The 15,411-nt window shown below is 70.0% G+C and carries 17 protein-coding genes; 6 read left to right on the top strand and 11 right to left on the bottom strand.

Annotated elements, in window-relative coordinates; all coding sequences use genetic code 11:
- Position 1 precedes the first annotated feature (1 nt).
- Genes ACFU5O_RS09660 through ACFU5O_RS09650 form a run of 3 tightly spaced genes read right to left on the bottom strand, consistent with a single transcriptional unit; the run spans position 2 to position 1,641 of the window.
- Positions 2-775: a TetR/AcrR family transcriptional regulator gene (locus ACFU5O_RS09660; protein ID WP_384238953.1), complete on the bottom strand. Its 774-nt coding sequence runs from the start codon at positions 773-775 to the stop codon at positions 2-4.
- A 20-nt stretch (positions 776-795) separates the two neighbouring features.
- Positions 796-1,200 carry a thiol-disulfide oxidoreductase DCC family protein gene (locus ACFU5O_RS09655; protein WP_384238420.1) on the bottom strand — a complete coding sequence of 135 codons (405 nt, stop codon included), beginning with the start codon at positions 1,198-1,200 and terminating at the stop codon, positions 796-798.
- Between the two features lie 6 nt (positions 1,201-1,206).
- A complete protein-coding gene (locus tag ACFU5O_RS09650) occupies positions 1,207-1,641 on the bottom strand; it encodes a hypothetical protein (RefSeq protein ID WP_384238419.1) in 435 nt (144 codons plus the stop codon).
- Between the two features lie 126 nt (positions 1,642-1,767).
- On the opposite strand from ACFU5O_RS09650, the gene ACFU5O_RS09645 reads away from it, so the two are divergent.
- On the top strand, positions 1,768-2,571 hold the full coding sequence (locus tag ACFU5O_RS09645; RefSeq protein WP_384238417.1) for an alpha/beta fold hydrolase: 804 nt from the start codon (positions 1,768-1,770) through the stop codon (positions 2,569-2,571).
- A 199-nt stretch (positions 2,572-2,770) separates the two neighbouring features.
- On the opposite strand, the gene ACFU5O_RS09640 is transcribed toward ACFU5O_RS09645, so the two are convergent.
- Entirely contained in the window at positions 2,771-3,700 is a 930-nt protein-coding gene (locus ACFU5O_RS09640; RefSeq protein WP_384238415.1) for an SMP-30/gluconolactonase/LRE family protein, read from the bottom strand.
- 91 nt (positions 3,701-3,791) lie between these two features.
- Here ACFU5O_RS09640 and ACFU5O_RS09635 point away from each other — a divergent pair, with 91 nt between their 5' ends.
- The gene (locus tag ACFU5O_RS09635; RefSeq protein WP_384238951.1) at positions 3,792-4,226 is read left to right on the top strand and encodes an Lrp/AsnC family transcriptional regulator; all 435 of its coding nucleotides are present in this window, start codon (positions 3,792-3,794) and stop codon (positions 4,224-4,226) included.
- 24 nt (positions 4,227-4,250) lie between these two features.
- On the opposite strand, the gene ACFU5O_RS09630 is transcribed toward ACFU5O_RS09635, so the two are convergent.
- The 6 genes from ACFU5O_RS09630 to ACFU5O_RS09605 all read right to left on the bottom strand — a co-directional run bounded on the left by ACFU5O_RS09630 (position 4,251) and on the right by ACFU5O_RS09605 (position 9,066).
- Positions 4,251-4,766, bottom strand: coding sequence for a hypothetical protein (locus ACFU5O_RS09630; RefSeq protein ID WP_384238413.1), 516 nt, complete (start codon positions 4,764-4,766; stop codon positions 4,251-4,253).
- Positions 4,767-4,928: 162 nt separating this feature from the next.
- The gene (locus tag ACFU5O_RS09625; RefSeq protein ID WP_384238411.1) at positions 4,929-5,687 is read right to left on the bottom strand and encodes a succinate dehydrogenase iron-sulfur subunit; all 759 of its coding nucleotides are present in this window, start codon (positions 5,685-5,687) and stop codon (positions 4,929-4,931) included.
- A complete protein-coding gene (gene sdhA, locus ACFU5O_RS09620) occupies positions 5,687-7,441 on the bottom strand; it encodes a succinate dehydrogenase flavoprotein subunit (protein ID WP_384238409.1) in 1,755 nt (584 codons plus the stop codon). Before sdhA ends, ACFU5O_RS09625 begins: the two co-directional genes overlap by 1 nt.
- Before the next feature lie 25 nt (positions 7,442-7,466).
- A complete protein-coding gene (locus ACFU5O_RS09615; protein WP_384238408.1) occupies positions 7,467-7,943 on the bottom strand; it encodes a succinate dehydrogenase hydrophobic membrane anchor subunit in 477 nt (158 codons plus the stop codon).
- Positions 7,944-7,951: 8 nt separating this feature from the next.
- Positions 7,952-8,332 carry a succinate dehydrogenase, cytochrome b556 subunit gene (gene sdhC, locus ACFU5O_RS09610; RefSeq protein ID WP_147987791.1) on the bottom strand — a complete coding sequence of 127 codons (381 nt, stop codon included), beginning with the start codon at positions 8,330-8,332 and terminating at the stop codon, positions 7,952-7,954.
- A 155-nt stretch (positions 8,333-8,487) separates the two neighbouring features.
- Positions 8,488-9,066 (bottom strand): 2-oxo-4-hydroxy-4-carboxy-5-ureidoimidazoline decarboxylase, encoded by a 579-nt coding sequence (locus ACFU5O_RS09605; protein WP_384238949.1) that lies wholly within the window; start codon positions 9,064-9,066, stop codon positions 8,488-8,490.
- 261 nt (positions 9,067-9,327) lie between these two features.
- Between ACFU5O_RS09605 and ACFU5O_RS09600 the strand changes: the two genes are divergently transcribed.
- The 4 genes from ACFU5O_RS09600 (at position 9,328) to ACFU5O_RS09585 (ending at position 13,463) form a co-directional block, all read left to right on the top strand.
- Positions 9,328-10,938, top strand: coding sequence for a glycoside hydrolase family 20 protein (locus ACFU5O_RS09600; RefSeq protein ID WP_384238406.1), 1,611 nt, complete (start codon positions 9,328-9,330; stop codon positions 10,936-10,938).
- Positions 10,939-11,182: 244 nt separating this feature from the next.
- The gene (locus ACFU5O_RS09595) at positions 11,183-11,959 is read left to right on the top strand and encodes a DUF4328 domain-containing protein (RefSeq protein ID WP_384238405.1); all 777 of its coding nucleotides are present in this window, start codon (positions 11,183-11,185) and stop codon (positions 11,957-11,959) included.
- Positions 11,960-12,343: 384 nt separating this feature from the next.
- Positions 12,344-12,877, top strand: coding sequence for a hypothetical protein (locus ACFU5O_RS09590; RefSeq protein ID WP_384238404.1), 534 nt, complete (start codon positions 12,344-12,346; stop codon positions 12,875-12,877).
- Positions 12,878-12,938: 61 nt separating this feature from the next.
- Positions 12,939-13,463 (top strand): hypothetical protein, encoded by a 525-nt coding sequence (locus ACFU5O_RS09585; protein WP_384238402.1) that lies wholly within the window; start codon positions 12,939-12,941, stop codon positions 13,461-13,463.
- A gap of 249 nt (positions 13,464-13,712) precedes the next feature.
- Here the strand turns inward: ACFU5O_RS09585 and ACFU5O_RS09580 are convergent, their stop codons facing one another.
- A complete protein-coding gene (locus ACFU5O_RS09580; RefSeq protein WP_384238400.1) occupies positions 13,713-15,404 on the bottom strand; it encodes an FG-GAP-like repeat-containing protein in 1,692 nt (563 codons plus the stop codon).
- Positions 15,405-15,411 lie beyond the last annotated feature (7 nt).

Here is a 15,411-nt window from a genome sequence, read left to right as displayed (position 1 = left end):
ATCATGCTCCCTGGTCCGGGTGCTTCCGGTTCGCCGTGCGCTTGGGCTTGCCCGACGCCGCCATGCTCGCCGCCGTCGGCATGAAGTCGCCGAGCAACTCGTGGAGGTCCTTGACGAGGGGGCGCAGCAGACGGAAGCGGGAGAGCGAGATCGCACGGGCCGTGACCGGCGAGAGCCGCTCGACCAGGCGGCGGCTGTTGGCACAGCCCTCGGACCGGTCGTAGACCCAGAACAGCACGAGCCCCATCTGCTGAAGCCACAGCAACTGCGGCAGCGGCTCGGCCAGTTCCGGGTCGACCTTGACGTCGGCGCCCGACAGCACACGGCGGTGGACGTCGATCGCCGCGTCCCGGGGGCCCTCCGACTCCGGGGAGAACGGGCTGAGCGGGCTGTCCGGGTCCGCGGCGTTCTTGAAGAACTGGGCGGCGAACTCGTGGTACGGCTCGGCGATGTCGAGCCAGCCCAGAAGGACCCCGCGGATGCGTGCCGTGAGGTCCTTCTCGCCGCCGTCCAGGATGTCCGCGACCGCCGCCTGGTGCTGCTCGGCGATCCGGTCGTAGAAGCCCTGGACGAGGTGTTCCTTGGAGGAGAAGTAGTAGTACGCGTTGCCGACGGAGACGCCGGCCTCCTGGGCGATGGCCCGCATCGTCGTCTTGTCGTAACCGCGCTCCTGGAAGAGCCGGAGCGCGGTTTCGAGGATGAGAGTGCGGGTCTGCTCGCTCTTGGCGGGCTTGGCGGAAGGTTCGCCGCGCTGCTCGTCCTGGGGGTCGTTCACGTCGGTCACGATGCTCGAGCCTAACGGGGCGCGGCCGGGACCTCGCACCGCCCGTCGTCACAGGAAGCCGCGGTGGCCTCCCGGTACTTCGCGGCGGCGAGGACGGTCACCCGGGCGAAGGGCGCTCCGGCCGGCGTCGCCAGCCAGTGGGCCTTGGGCCGGTGCTCGGCCAGGGCCCAGAGGCACACGATCCAGGCGGCGGTGGACCGGTACACCTGGCCCTGGTCGCCGATCACCGTGATCTCGCGCAGGGTGCTCTCGTGGTCGAGCTCGGGGAAGCGCCGTCCGGCCTCCTGCGACGCCGCGGGGACCAGGTCCAGCGGCACGAGCTGCCGCTGCCGCAGCAGCCAGTGCCGCAGATGGACGCAGAGCGAGCAGTTCGCGTCGTAGAGCACGGTCAGACGCTTCACCGGTGTGCCGCCCACGGCTGCTCAGGCCCTCGTGGCGGGCGCGGCCCAGGGGCCACTGCCGGCCGGTCCGGTCCAGCCCTGCGGCGGGACGGGCGGGGTCTGCTCGCGCTCCATCACTCCGCGCCGGCGGATCTTGTTGAGGACGTAGACGTTGCCGAGGTGCATGACGCCGAGGACGAGGAGGACGACTCCGAGCTTGACGGAGAGCGCCTCGAAGAGTCCGCGGGTGCTGCTGACGGCGTCCTCCTGGCCGAGATAGAGCGCCACGAAGCCGAGGTTGACGAGGTAGAAGCCGACCACCAGGAGGTGGTTCACGGCATCGGCGAGCTTCTCGTTCCCCTTCAGTACGTCGGCGAGGAAGATCCGTCCGTTCCGGCTGAGCGTGCGCGCCACCCAGATGGTGAGAGCCACGCTGATCAGCAGGTAGACGGCGTACGCGACAACAGTGAGGTCCATTCCCCACCCTCCCTTGAACACGTTCAAAAGGTCTTGTCATGGACTGTAGACCTCTTTCTGAACACGTTCAAGTCGGGAGAGGAAAGGTGAAGCGGCAAGAGGTACCGAGCGGTTAGGGTCGTGCAGATGACGCTCTCTCACGATGTGGCGGGGGATGGCCCCGCAGTGGTGCTGCTGCATTCGTCCGTCTGCGACCGGCGGATGTGGGACGCCCAGTGGCAGGCCCTGGCCGAGGCCGGTCACCGGGTCGTGCGCTGTGACTTCCGCGGGTTCGGCGAGACCCCGGCCGAGGCGGTGCGCCCGTACCGGGACGCGGACGACGTCCTGGCCCTGCTGGATGCGCTCGGCCTCGAACGGGCCGCGTTCGTCGGCGCATCCTTCGGCGGCCGTGTCGCCGTCGAGATCGCGGCCCGCCGCCCGGAGCGGGTGACCTCACTGGTCCTGCTCTGCGCCGCGCTGCCCGGACATGAACCCGGGCCGGCGCTCAAGGACTTCGGCGCCCGGGAGGACGAACTGATCGAGGCGGGCGACCTCGACGGGGCCGTCGAGCTGAACGTGACCACCTGGCTGGGCCCCGAGGCGGACGAGCCGGTGCGTGAGCGCGTACGGGCCATGCAGCGGCACGCCTTCGAGATCCAGCTGGCGGCCGACGAGGAAGCGGCTTCCGCGTCCGGGCCGGAGGATTCCACGCCCTCCGCCGGACCGGACATCGATCCCGCCGCCGTCGACGGCCCCGCCCTCGTCGTCACCGGCGCGCACGACCTGGCCGACTTCCGCGCCATGGGCGCCCGCCTCGCCGAGCTGATCCCCGGCGCCCGCGCCGTCGAACTCCCCTGGGCGGGCCACCTGCCGTCACTGGAACGCCCGGCCGAGGTGACCGCACTCCTCACCGGCTTCCTCCAGGAGGATGCCCCGTCGACCGGCCCATGAGCGCCGAGGGCCTTCCGGGGCTCATGGGTGCTTCGGTGCCCCGCCTGCCCCCGTCCGCCGACCGGCCGAGGCATCGGCTGCACGCCCGCTTCGCAGAGCGTGACGCCCATGCCGGTCGTCCCACCATGAAGGCGAAGGCGAAGCACCCCAATGACGGGGCCCTCGGGCCCTCGGGCCTCAGGTACTCCGGGTGCCGCCGTCAGGCGCGGCGCCGGTGCACCCGGTCCGTGCCCGTCACCGACATCACCAGCGAGTACAGGGATGTCGTCGCCGTGATGAACAGCCGGTTGTTCTTGGGACCGCCGAAGGCGAGGTTGGAGACCGGCTCAGGGACGAGCAGCCGGCCCAGCAGTGTGCCGTCCGGGTCGTAGCAGTGCACGCTGTCGTGGAGGGCCGCCGCCCAGAGGCGGCCCTCGTCGTCGAAGCGGATGTTGTCGAAGCTGCTCCGTGCCGCCTCCGCGAAGACCTTGCCGTCGGACAGTGTGCCGTCGTCGCGGACGTCGAAGACGCGGATGTGCCGGGCGCGGCTGTCCGACACGTACAACTGCCGTTCGTCGAGGGAGAAGACGAGCCCGTTGGGCCCCGAGAAGCCGTCCGCCACCAGCCGGACCTCGCCCGTCCCCGGATCGATCCGGTAGACGTTGCAGGCGCCGATCTCGCTCTCGGCGCGGAACCCCTCGTAGTCGCTCGTGATGCCGAAGTCCGGGTCGGAGAACCAGACGGACCCGTCGGAGCGCACCACCGCGTCGTTCGGCGAGTTGAGCCGCCTGCCGTCGAAGCGGTCGGCCAGGACCGTGAGCGAGCCGTCGTGCTCGGTGCGGGTGACGCGGCGGTTGCCCTGCTCACAGCTGATCAGGCGGCCTTCCCTGTCCAGCGTGTTGCCGTTGCTGTGGCCGGCGGGGGAGCGGAAGACGCCTACGGTGCCGGTCGGCTCGTCCCAGCGCAGCATGCGGTCGTTGGGGATGTCGCTCCAGATCAGCTGGCGCCAGGCGGGCAGATAGACGGGCCCCTCCGCCCAGCGGCAGTCCTCGAAGAGCCGCTCCAGCCGGGTGTCGCCGTTGGCGCAACGTCCGGTGCGGAAACGCTCGTCCAGGATCTCGTACCGATCACCCTCGATTTCACCGGACACAGTTCGTGCCCTCCCCTCATTGGCTGAACATCATTCGGAACGACTTCAGTATGGCAGAACGGGATATGGTTGCGGCATGGCTGTGGAAAACGTGGACAACATCGACCGTGCGCTGCTCACGCTGCTGCAGCGGGATGCCGGACAGGCCTATGCGGCGCTGGGCAGAACGGTGGGTCTCTCGGCCGGCGCGGCCCACGAACGCGTACGCAAGCTGCGCGAGCGCGGAGTCATCCGCCGTACGACGGTCGACGTCGACCCGACGGCCCTAGGCCTCGGTGTGCTGTCCTTCGTCTTGGTCGAATCGTCGGCGTGGATGGGTGACTCGGCGGAGGCGTTCGCGTCGATACCGGAGATCGAGGAGGCGCACATCATCGCGGGCACCGCGTCGGTCCTGGTGAAGGTGCGCACGGCGACCACCGAGCAGCTCCAGGACGTCCTGCGGCGGTTGTACGCGATCGACGGGGTCAGCGGCACCCAGGCGACGGTCGCCCTGGAGACCTTCTTCGAACGACCGCCCGCACCGTGACCGCGTCGCCGCCGTGCCCGGCGGCTAAATGCTCAGCGAGCGCGCGTAGTTGAGCTGCCCCATGACCCAGTGGACGGTGCCCGGGCCGGTCGCCGGGATCATCGTCGTGTGGTGGCGGCCGGCGCTGGTGACGGTGACCTGGATGAACCCCGTCGTCCTCTTCTCCTTCATCAGAAGGAAGAGCAGGCCCACCAGGCACAGCAGGGAGAACACGATCGCCAGCACGACGGCGTGCGTGGGAATGCGTTCCTCCGTGCGCGACATGTCCAGCGCGTTCCACACCGCGCCCTTGAGCGGCAGCGTCCCGTTCGGTGTGACGATCGAGTCCTGCAGGACCGTGATGTCACCGAGCACCAGCAGCGGCACACCTGCGCCGTAGGGCCCGGCCGCCGGGACGAGCGACCCCTGTGGAAAGCCGGCGCCGTAACCGGCGCCGTGGCCATAGCCGTTGGCGAAACCCTGGTCGTGCCCAGGCGGCTGTGTCGGCCCCCACTGGTAGTTGCCGCCCTCCAGATAGGGGTTCTGGTTCGGCTCGGTCATCGGTCCCCGCTCTCATCCGGCTCAGCCGGCTCGTCCGGCTGTCCGGCCCATCCGGAAAGGTGTCACGACAAAGGCCCGTCTCGGTACGGGTGAGCGTACAGAAACGGGCCCCTGCCGGAGTGTTGACCCGGCGGACTGCCGGACCGGTGACTCGACGGTGACTCAGAAGCGGCGGGTGATCAGCGCGCGCTTGACCTCCTGGATCGCCTTCGTGACCTCGATGCCACGCGGGCAGGCGTCCGTGCAGTTGAAGGTCGTGCGGCAACGCCACACGCCGTCCTTGTCGTTGAGGATCTCCAGGCGCTGCTCCCCGCCCTCGTCACGCGAGTCGAAGATGAAGCGGTGCGCGTTGACGATCGCCGCCGGGCCGAAGTACTGCCCGTCGTTCCAGAACACCGGGCAGGACGACGTGCACGCGGCGCACAGGATGCACTTGGTGGTGTCGTCGAACCGCTCGCGGTCCTCGGCGGACTGCAGGCGCTCACGGGTCGGCTCGTTGCCGGTCGTGATCAGGAACGGCATGACGTCCCGGTACGCCTGGAAGAACGGCTCCATGTCCACGACCAGGTCCTTGAGGACCGTGAGGCCCTTTATGGCCTCGATCGTGATGGGCTTCTCCGGGTTGATGTCCTTGATCAGCGTCTTGCAGGCGAGCCTGTTCTTGCCGTTGATCCGCATCGCGTCGGAGCCGCAGATGCCGTGCGCGCAGGAGCGCCGGAAGGTCAGCGTGCCGTCGACGTCCCACTTGATCTTGTGGAGACCGTCGAGCACACGCTCCTTCGGGTCGATCTCGAGCTGGAAGTCCTGCCACTCCGCCTCGGCCGAGACCTCGGGGTTGAAGCGGCGGATCCGGAAGGTGACCGTGATGTACGGGGAGGCGGCAGCCTCCGCCTCCACCTTGTCCATGGTCGGGGTAGCCATCAGTACTTACGCTCCATCGGCTGGTAGCGGGTCTGGACGACGGGCTTGTAGTCGAGACGGACGGTCTCGGTGCCGTCGGCGCCGACCTCGCGGTACGCCATGGTGTGGCGCATGAAGTTGACGTCGTCGCGGTTCGGGAAGTCCTCGCGGTAGTGACCGCCGCGGGACTCCTTGCGGGCCAGTGCGGAGACGGCCATGACCTCGGCCAGGTCGAGCAGGTTGCCCAGCTCGATGGCCTCCAGCAGATCCGTGTTGAACCGCTTGCCCTTGTCCTGGACGGACACGTTCCTGTAGCGCGCGCGCAGCTCGGCGATCTTCTCGACGGCCGTCTTGATGGTCTGCTCCGTACGGAACACCATCACGTTCGCGTCCATCGTCTCCTGGAGCTCGCGGCGCAGCTCCGCGACCCGCTCCGAGCCGGTGGAGTTGCGAAGCCGCTCGACCTGCTCCTCGACGAGGGAGGCCGGGTTCTCCGGCAGGTCGACGTAGTCGGCCTTCGCCGAGTACTCGGCGGCGGCGATTCCGGCGCGCTTGCCGAACACGTTGATGTCGAGCAGCGAGTTGGTGCCGAGGCGGTTGGCGCCGTGCACCGAGACGCAGGCGACCTCGCCGGCGGCGTAGAGACCCGGGACGACGGTGGCGTTGTCCGCCAGGACCTCACCCGTGACGTTGGTCGGGATGCCGCCCATCGCGTAGTGCGCGGTCGGCTGGATCGGGATCGGGTCCGTGTAGGGCTCGATGCCGAGGTACGTACGCGCGAACTCGGTGATGTCCGGGAGCTTGGCGTCCAGCTGCTCCGGCGGCAGGTGGGTGAGGTCCAGGAAGACGTGGTCGCCCTCGGGACCGCAGCCCCGGCCCTCACGGATCTCGGTGTAGATGGAGCGCGAGACGACGTCGCGCGACGCGAGGTCCTTCATGACGGGCGCGTACTTCTCCATGAAGCGCTCGCCGTCCTTGTTGCGGAGGATGCCGCCCTCACCGCGGGCGCCCTCCGTCAGCAGGATGCCCATGCGCCAGATGCCCGTCGGGTGGAACTGGAAGAACTCCATGTCCTCCAGCGGCAGACCGCGGCGGTAGCAGGCGGCCTGGCCGTCACCCGTAAGGGTGTGCGCGTTGGAGGTCACCTTGAAGAACTTGCCGGTGCCGCCGGACGCGTAGATCACGGCCTTCGCCTGGAAGACGTGGATCTCGCCGGTGGCCAGCTCGTAGGCGACCACGCCGGCCGACTTCCGGACGCCATCGACCTCGGTGATCAGCTGGTCGAGGACGTAGAACTCGTTGAAGAACTCCACGCCCTCCTTGACGCAGTTCTGGTACAGCGTCTGGAGGATCATGTGGCCCGTGCGGTCCGCCGCGTAGCAGGACCGGCGTACCGGGGCCTCGCCGTGGTTACGGCTGTGACCGCCGAAGCGGCGCTGGTCGATGGTGCCCTGCGGCGTCCGGTTGAACGGCAGGCCCATCTTCTCCAGGTCGAGGACGGCGTCGATGGCCTCCTTCGCCAGGATCTCGGCGGCGTCCTGGTCGACCAGGTAGTCACCACCCTTGACGGTGTCGAAGGTGTGCCACTCCCAGTTGTCCTCCTCCACGTTCGCCAGCGCGGCGGCCATGCCGCCCTGCGCGGCGCCCGTGTGGGAGCGGGTGGGATAGAGCTTCGTCAGCACGGCGGTGCGGCTGCGCTTCGTCGACTCGATGGCGGCGCGCATACCGGCACCACCTGCGCCGACGATGACGGTGTCGTACTTGTGGATCTTCATCAGTTGTTTCGCCTCAGCCCCGTGCCTAGCGGATGTTCGGGTCGAAGGTGAAGATCACCAGCGTGCCCAGAAGGATGGTGAACACCGTGGCGGTGTACAGCAGGCCCTTGAGCCACAGGCGCGTGTTGGCCCGCTCCGCGTAGTCGTTGATGACGGTACGGAGGCCGTTGGCGCCGTGCAGCATGGCCAGCCACAGCATCAGCAGGTCCCAGACCTGCCAGAACGGGGACGCCCAGCGGCCGGCCACGAAGGCGAAGCCGATCTTGGAGACGCCGCCGTCGAGCACGAGCTGGATCAGCAGGTGGCCGATGACGAGGACGACGAGGACGACACCGGACAGACGCATGAAGAGCCACGCGGCCATCTCGAAGTTGCCGCGGGTCGACTTCGGGGTCTTCGCGGTGCGCTTGCGCGGCGCCTCGATGAAGGGGGCCGGGTGGTCGGCGTCGTACAGTCCGACGCCCTCGACGGCCCCGATCGCGGAAGAGGAATCAGCAGACATGTCTGGCGTCAGCTCCCGAACAGTTCACGTGCGGCGTGGCCGAGGACGGGGTAAAGGGCGCCCGCCATCAGCACGACCCAGATGCCCATGACGGTCCAGAGCATCTGCTTCTGGTACCGCGGGCCCTTGGACCAGAAATCGACGGCGATGACACGAAGGCCGTTGAGCGCGTGGAAGAGGATGGCGGCCACGAGGCCGTACTCCAGCAGCGCGACGAGCGGCGTCTTGTACGTGGCCACGACCTCGTCGTATGCCTCGGGGGAGACACGGACGAGAGCGGTGTCCAGCACGTGTACGAACAGGAAGAAGAAGATGAGGACGCCGGTGACTCGATGAGCCACCCAGGACCACATACCTTCCCGGCCGCGGTACAGCGTTCCAGCCGGCACGGAAAAACCCTCCGGGAGCGGGGATTGGAGCCGGCCGCCAGCGTTCTACCAAAAGTGACAGCTCTGTCGGTCTGGCCCGGCCGGGTACGGTCCACCGGCCCTGGCCATCGTAGCGACGAGATGTCGGTTCCCTCGCCCGGGGTCGTTATGTGTGATCAAACAGGCACGGACGGGCTATCGGGACGGCTTCCCCGGCGCCCTGAACTGCTTCTTTCCGGGTGATTGGCCACTACATGCGCCAGCCGGGCGCGGGCGAGTCGGCGTAGCTCGTCGGCGGCGACCACCCGCTCCTCGTCCGGATCGTTGCCGAGTCGTGAGCGGATCGCCGCCAGCACCTGATCGGGCTGCTCGTCGGGGGCGAAGCCGTCGAGGGAGATCACGAACGCGTGGCCGAAGCGGCTCTCGTACGCCGCCTGCGCGGCGCGCAGCGCGGTGTGGGCGGCCGCGGGCGCACCCGGGTGCAGTCCGGACGAGGACTCGTCGGCGAGCGCTTCGTCCAGATCGGCCGCCGCGAGGTCGTAGCCGGCTTCGTCGGCGGCGGCGAGCAGGGCGTGCAGATCGGGGTAGGGCCGGTGGGCGACGATGCGCCGGCCCCAGCGGCGGCTGCCGCAGCAGGCGAGCAGGGCCGCCTCGACGGCGCCGACGGGGGCGGTGTTGAACCGCTCGAGGCCGGGCAGGGGCGCAGGGCGGGCGGGCGTGGGGCGGGCGGGTCCGGCCGGTGCCGGGATCCGCAGGAAGCCGGTGTGCGATTCGCTGGACAGCGTGTGCTCCTCGGCTCCTCGGCGGCGCGGCTCTCCATCCGGGCACGGTGGGTGCCTGGGAAAGGTGAGGTGGGTGAGCCACAACGTTATCCATACTGCGGTGGAAGCTGTCCGGCTGTTGCTCGATTTTCACCCGGACGGGAAGGTTTCGGCGCGCATGATAGACGATCCTGCCCGACTTCGCCCGGTTCATCTCAGTTAGTCATACTTCACCGGGAAGAGGAGGTTCATGCGATGACCTGGCGGCGCAGGAGCACACGGCTCGCGGGATCCGCGGTGGCCGCCGCGGCGGCCCTGACCACTTTGGTGTCCTGCTCCTCCGCAGGCTCGGGAGGCGGTAGGGCGACGGGCGAGCAGGCGCAGGCGCAGCCACCGGCAGTCACCCCCACCCCCACGCCGACGCCGACGAAGAGCTACCCGCTCTCCACGGCGCCCCGCACCATCCCCTCCGTACGTACCCACGAGGCTGCCCGCGGCCCCGGCTGGCGGCCGGGTCCGGGCAGTGCGGTCGTCGTCGCCAAAGGCAGCGAGGGACTCGCCGACGAGGCCCGGCTGCTGTCCCAGGAGCTGAAGACCGGAGTACGCAACAGCGGCCCGGTGCGCCCCGGTGACATCCAGCTGGCGCTCGGCCCCGCGCAGCCCGACGCGGCGGAGTCGTACACCATCACCACCCGGGGCGACCGTGTCCGGATCACCGGCCCCGACGAGGCCGGGGTCTTCTACGGCACCCGCACCCTGAAGCAGGCCCTGCGCTCGGGCGGGGTCATGCCCGAGGGCGTCGTGAGGGACCGGCCCGACCGTCCCCAGCGCGGCCTCAACCTCGACATCGCGCGCAAGCCCTTCACCGCGGGCTGGATAGAGGCCCGGCTGCGTGAGATGGCCGACCTCAAGCTCAACATGCTCGGGCTGCACTTCTCCGACGACCAGGGCTTCCGAATAGCCTCCGACTCGCATCCCGAGGTCGTCTCCGCACAGCACCTCACCAAGGAACAGGTGCGCCGGATCATCGCCCTCGCGCGGAGCCTGCACATCACCGTCGTGCCCGAGATCGACTCGCCGGGGCACCTGGGTGCGGTCATGCGGGCCCATCCGCAGCTCCAGCTGCGAAACGTCCAGGGGGTGCCCCGCCAGGGCGCCATCGACATATCCAAGCCCGAGTCGGCCCGGATCGTCGACGATCTGCTGCGCGAGTACGCGGCACTCTTCCCCGGTGGGTGGTTCCATGTGGGCGCCGACGAGTACCAGGCGCTGACCGTGCGGAACCCGGCGGCCTCGTATCCGCAGCTCGCCCGTGCCGCCGTCCAGAAGTACGGACCGAACGCCGGCGTCCAGGACCTCGCCACCGGCTGGCTCAACGACCGTGCCGCGGTGGTGCGCGCCGCGGAGAAGAAGCCGAAGGCGTGGAACGACGGGTTCTTCCGCGGCGGCGTGATCTCCGCGGACAAGGACATCGAGGTCGAGTACTGGACGGGCAAGGAGATCGGGGCGCGCCCGCCGCAGGAGTATCTGGCGGAGGGCCGCAAGGTGGTCAACCTCAACGACGAGTACCTCTACTACGTGCTCGGCGAGCCCAACGAGTTCACCTATCCCACCGGCCGTCGCATCTACGAGCAGTGGAACCCGCTCGTCCTGCGCGGCACCACGGCGGTTCCCGCGCGCTACTCGAAGCAGATACTGGGCGGCCGGCTCGCGATCTGGAGCGACCGTGCCCAGGCCCAGACCCAGGAGCAGGTGGCGGCGGGCATCCGGATGCCGCTGCGGGCGGTGTCCCAGAAGCTGTGGACACCGGGTCAGCCGCCGCTGGCGTGGGCCGGGTTCACGGCGCTGGCGAACCGGCTCGCCTGACCTCCGGCCCGGGGCTTCGGTCGGACCTACGGACCTACGGACCTTGGGACCTAGAAACCTACGGACCTTGGGACCTAGAAACCTACGGATATGGGCTTACGGCCTGGAGCTGCGGTTTCGCACGGAATCCGCTGGACGGCGCTCGGCCGTGCAACGTATCGTCCGCGGGCGGTCGCGACCGGGCCGCACCGCTGCGCCTCTGGGGAGAGGCGCACTTCACGGCTCATCCGGGGGGACCTCGACCGTGCTCTGCTCCAACTGCTCGACACACAAGGCCACGACTGGCCCGGGGCTCTGCGACGGCTGCGCGGTCGCAGCCGGTAACACCGCGCCGCCGTTGGCCGCGCCGCCGGTAGCCGTCTCCGGGCCGACGCCACGGCTGCGTTCGCTGGCCGGCCTCTCGTACGCGGTCCTGGCCCTGCTGGGCGCCGTCGTCGTGGCCGATCTGGCGGGCATCGCCGCGGCGGCGTACATGCGCCGGGTGTGGGCGGCCGACGTGTCCGCACGCACCCGGGACGAACTCGACCGCGCCGATCTGCTGATGGCGGTGTCCGGCGGGCTCTACGGCCTGGCCCTGATCGGGGCGGGTGTCCTCTTCATCATCTGGTTCCACCGGGCCCGCATCAACGCGGGGGTCCTCGCGCCCGATCTGCAGCGGCGGGGGCCCGGCTGGGCGATCGGCGGCTGGTTCATCCCGATCGGGAACCTCTGGATCCCCCGTGGGATCGCGGGCGACGTCTGGAACGCGAGCCGGCCGGTCACGGGAGCCCGGTGGACCTCGCACGCGCTCCTCAACGCCTGGTGGGCGATGTGGCTGCTCTCGCTCGCGGTCGACAGGGTCGCGGGCAAGGGGTACGACGCGGCGCAGGCCCCCGAGGCGATCAGGGACGGGCTCAGGGTGTTGATCGTCAGCGACGCCATCGACCTCATGGCGGCCTTGCTGGCGATCGTGGTCGTCCGGCGTGTGACGGCGATGCAGCGCGCCAGGGCGACCGCCGACCTGGTACCGGTACCGGTGTGAGCGCGCCTGAGGGCCGTACGGGCTCGCACCCCGGCTTCCGGGGCGCCGGCCGCGGTCGGAGGCGGATCCGGATCGTCACCGTGGCGGACGCCGGCACGTGGGGAACCTCGTCCGCGTAGCGGGATTTGTACCTCGCCACGAAGAGGTCGAGCGTCTTCCCCGGCGATGCCTGGGGCGCGAACGGGCGCAGTGCGGTGAACACTGCGGTGAACACGATTCCCGACCGTTGCTTTTCGGACTTCTTTCTCAACCGAGCCCGCCACAAGCCGCGTTCGACGTGCGCAGAATGCCATAGGGCTGTGAGGTAAGCGTGTCGCGGGTCGTCGGCGTGGCACGGCACGGCGTCCCGCAGGTCACGCTGGAGTCGCAAGCAGGGGGGCAGACATGGGTTTCTGGGGGTACTACCTCGTCGGCAGGGGCGAGCGTCCACTGGCCGAGCAGGACGCACTCGCGCGTGTGCGGTCCGATCTTGTGCTGCATTCGCGAAGGCCCGGCGGCTGGCAGGTATGGCGGGCGCCGAGCGAGCCCGACCTCGGTGACATGGGGGCGCTCGCCCGGTCGGCGGGCGTACCCGTGCTCTTCGGCTTCGTCATGGACAGCGCCTGTGTCGCGGTGGAGGGGGCGGCGCCCGGCAGCGGCTCCTGGTACGCCTGTCTGGCCAGGGAGAACATGGCCGGATTTCTCGCCACCGGCGAGATGACGCTCGACGACCTCTATCCGTCCCCCGAGGACGCGGCGCGCCTGGCGGCCGAGTGGGCCGCGGAGGCCGGAGCGGGCGTGGAGACCGGCCCGTTACGGGAGATCCTGCGCGCGCCCCGGCCCGAGCCGATCGCGGCCGGCGCGGAGGAGCTCTTCTTCGGCTTCCTCCAACGCTTGGGCATTCCGGACGAGTCAGGTGCATCTGTCGCGGCCGGGTGACGATTTTGAGCCACCCGGCGCAGTAAGGGACATACTGTGTCGGCACAGTCGGGAGGCGTCGATGGGCCTGGTGGAACTGATCGCTGAGGCGGATGAGCGGAGCCTGGCCGCGAGCGGTCTGGCCTGTCTCGACCGCTGCCTGCCCCTGCTCGTCGACGAAACCGACGTGCTGCGCCCGCTCTGGGCGGGTATCGCCGACGGTGAGGACGGCTGGGTGGACCGGCTGGAGACCACCAGGGCCACGCTGGACGGCACGCCCGTCGCAGACGAGGCCGCCGCCCCCGTACGGAAGATGATCGGCGCCGCGCCGTCGGACTGGGCGACGGAGCCGCTGGCGGAATGGGCCACCGCCTGCTCCGCCCTGGCGCTCGAGCTCCATCAGGAGCTCGACCCCTCGGGCGGGGCGGAGGGGCCGCTCGTCGCCGGTGAGCAGCGCCGCCAGATCCAGATCCTCGAGGTGCTGTCCGCCAACCCGGGCGGCGCGGGCCTGCGACGGGCCCTGGACCTCTCGGTGGAAGGGCAGCGCGTGCTCCGCGCCGCACTGTCCCGCCGGGCGAGAGCCGCACAGGACTCGGACGACTCCTAGACGACACCAGGGGGCACTGTCCGGCCTGCTCGGGCCGGACAGCGCCCGGGCGCCTGGGCCTCTCATTCGGATCTTGCCGGGTTCGCGTGTTCTGGCGCCGCACCTCGCTGCGTTGTCGTCGGTCGCCGACGTCCCCCGGCTGCCGCTGGGAGGTGCCCCCACCGTGGGGGCTCCTTCTTCCGCCTTGCGATGCACGTGGCGTGCGGTCGGACCCCGCTCACCGATCCGGCCTGATCCGAAAGAAAGACGCTAAGTCTTGGCCGGGGCGGCTCCGTGCGGGCTGCCCTTCGCCACGACGACTTCGTCGACGAGGAGTTCGTCGTACCCGTCGGCGTCGGTGTCGCGTGCGGTGAACGACGAACCGGCGTGTCCGCTTCCGTCGAGCGTCGCCGCACCGGTGGTGGTGAGTCCGTCGGCCGAGCCGTGGAAGGTGTCGATCCCGTGGTCCGTCAGCACGGCGAGGTCGTCGTAGCCGTCGCCGTTGAGGTCGCCGGAGGCAACGGCCTGGCCGCCCGCGCCGTGCAGTACCGCGGGGGAGGCCGTGTCCGGCCCGCTCGCGGTGCCGTGCAGCAGGACGAGGGGCATGGCGCCCCCGGCCGTACGGTAGGTGAGGACCGTGTCCAGGAAGCCGTCCGAGTCGAAGTCGCCGGTCGTGATGTCGGTGAGGCCGGAGAGCAGGCCGGCGTCCCAGCCGGGGCCGGGGCGGGGGTCGGGACCGGGTCCGGCGCCCGGGGTCCCCTCCTCGTCCGTGGTGCCGTACAGGGCGACCCCGGCGGCGACCGCCGCGGCCAGAGTGCGGACCTCGGGCAGGTCGGCATAGAGCTTGTCGCCGGGGCAGTCGGTCGCCGAGCCGTCGCGATGTCCGGAGATCCGCTTGAGCCGGACCCGGTCCCCCCGCTCGAAGTTCCCGTTGTCGGCGCCCACGGTGAGCGTGACGGATCCCGCCGGATTGTGCCCGTAGAGCCCGAGCTTCCATGCGGCGACCGTGGCGATCGCCTTCTTCACGGCCGGAACGGCCTTGGCCGTCATGTGGTCGCCGAGGACAGAGATGCTGCTCGTGTCGACGTTGAGGCCGTAGGTGTGCGCGCCCTGGACGGGACGGTCGATCCCGCCGGCCCGCCCCTCGAAGACCTTGCCGCACTTGTCGACGAGGAAGTGGTAGCCGATGTCGTTCCAGCCCTGGCTCTGCACGTGGTAGCGGAAGATGCCCCGGATGATCGAGGCCGACTGCGCACACGTGTAGTTGTTCGTCCCCGCGGTGTGGTGGACGAAGATCGCCTTGGTCGTGGTGTTGTATCGGGGCGGGTCCTCGACGAGCGACTCGTCGGCGCCCCACCCCGCACGCGAGATGATCGACGGTGCCCCGGCCGGTGCCTGGGCGAGCGCGGGCGGGGTTTCCGGGGCCGGGGACGAGGACGCGGATCCCGGGTCCACCGGGGTGACGGAAACGTCGGTGCCGCGCCCCGGGTCGATCAGTTCGACGCGCAGCCCCTCCGGCAGCGCCTCGCCCTGCGCCCGCAGCTGGACACCGTCGGACGGTCCGGTCCACAGCGGCGAGGTCCCGCCGCGCCGTGCACCCCCGGGCTGTTCGGGACCAGTCTCGGGCGCACGGACATCGGCGTCGAGCGTCCGCCACTGGGACCAGACGCCGGTACGGCTGTCCCGGGTCCGGACCTCGGCGGTGCCTTCGAGTTGCACGGAAGCGTCGTTCCAGGTCAGGCCGATCATGCTGAACGGCTGTGTGGTCCGGGCGGGAAGCACCTGGAGTGACGGGTCGTCACCTGCAGGCATGAGGAGGCTGTGGACGTCCCCGCTCAGCGCGTCAGGAGCGGGGACGGGGGCAGGCACGGCAGGCGTCGCGGGCCCCGCGAGAGCCAGCCCCGTGGCGACGGAGGCGGCGAGCACGGTGATCCGGGAGCGCCTCATGGCGCGGCTGTTCATGGGGCGG

The sequence above is a fragment of the Streptomyces sp. NPDC057445 genome (assembly GCF_042802855.1).
Lineage (GTDB): Bacteria > Actinomycetota > Actinomycetes > Streptomycetales > Streptomycetaceae > Streptomyces.
This window is presented reverse-complemented; position numbering and strand designations above follow the sequence as displayed.

Bases quoted from the DNA above. Each gene is read 5' to 3' on its own strand.
- ACFU5O_RS09615 (WP_384238408.1), bottom strand. From the start codon at position 7,943: ATGTCTGCTGATTCCTCTTCCGCGATCGGGGCCGTCGAGGGCGTCGGA.
- sdhA (WP_384238409.1), bottom strand. From the start codon at position 7,441: ATGAAGATCCACAAGTACGACACCGTCATCGTCGGCGCAGGTGGTGCC.
- ACFU5O_RS09625 (WP_384238411.1), bottom strand. From the start codon at position 5,687: ATGGCTACCCCGACCATGGACAAGGTGGAGGCGGAGGCTGCCGCCTCC.
- ACFU5O_RS09585 (WP_384238402.1), top strand. From the start codon at position 12,939: ATGGGCCTGGTGGAACTGATCGCTGAGGCGGATGAGCGGAGCCTGGCC.
- ACFU5O_RS09590 (WP_384238404.1), top strand. From the start codon at position 12,344: ATGGGTTTCTGGGGGTACTACCTCGTCGGCAGGGGCGAGCGTCCACTG.
- ACFU5O_RS09600 (WP_384238406.1), top strand. From the start codon at position 9,328: ATGACCTGGCGGCGCAGGAGCACACGGCTCGCGGGATCCGCGGTGGCC.
- ACFU5O_RS09630 (WP_384238413.1), bottom strand. From the start codon at position 4,766: ATGACCGAGCCGAACCAGAACCCCTATCTGGAGGGCGGCAACTACCAG.
- ACFU5O_RS09645 (WP_384238417.1), top strand. From the start codon at position 1,768: ATGACGCTCTCTCACGATGTGGCGGGGGATGGCCCCGCAGTGGTGCTG.
- ACFU5O_RS09650 (WP_384238419.1), bottom strand. From the start codon at position 1,641: ATGGACCTCACTGTTGTCGCGTACGCCGTCTACCTGCTGATCAGCGTG.
- ACFU5O_RS09580 (WP_384238400.1), bottom strand. From the start codon at position 15,404: ATGAACAGCCGCGCCATGAGGCGCTCCCGGATCACCGTGCTCGCCGCC.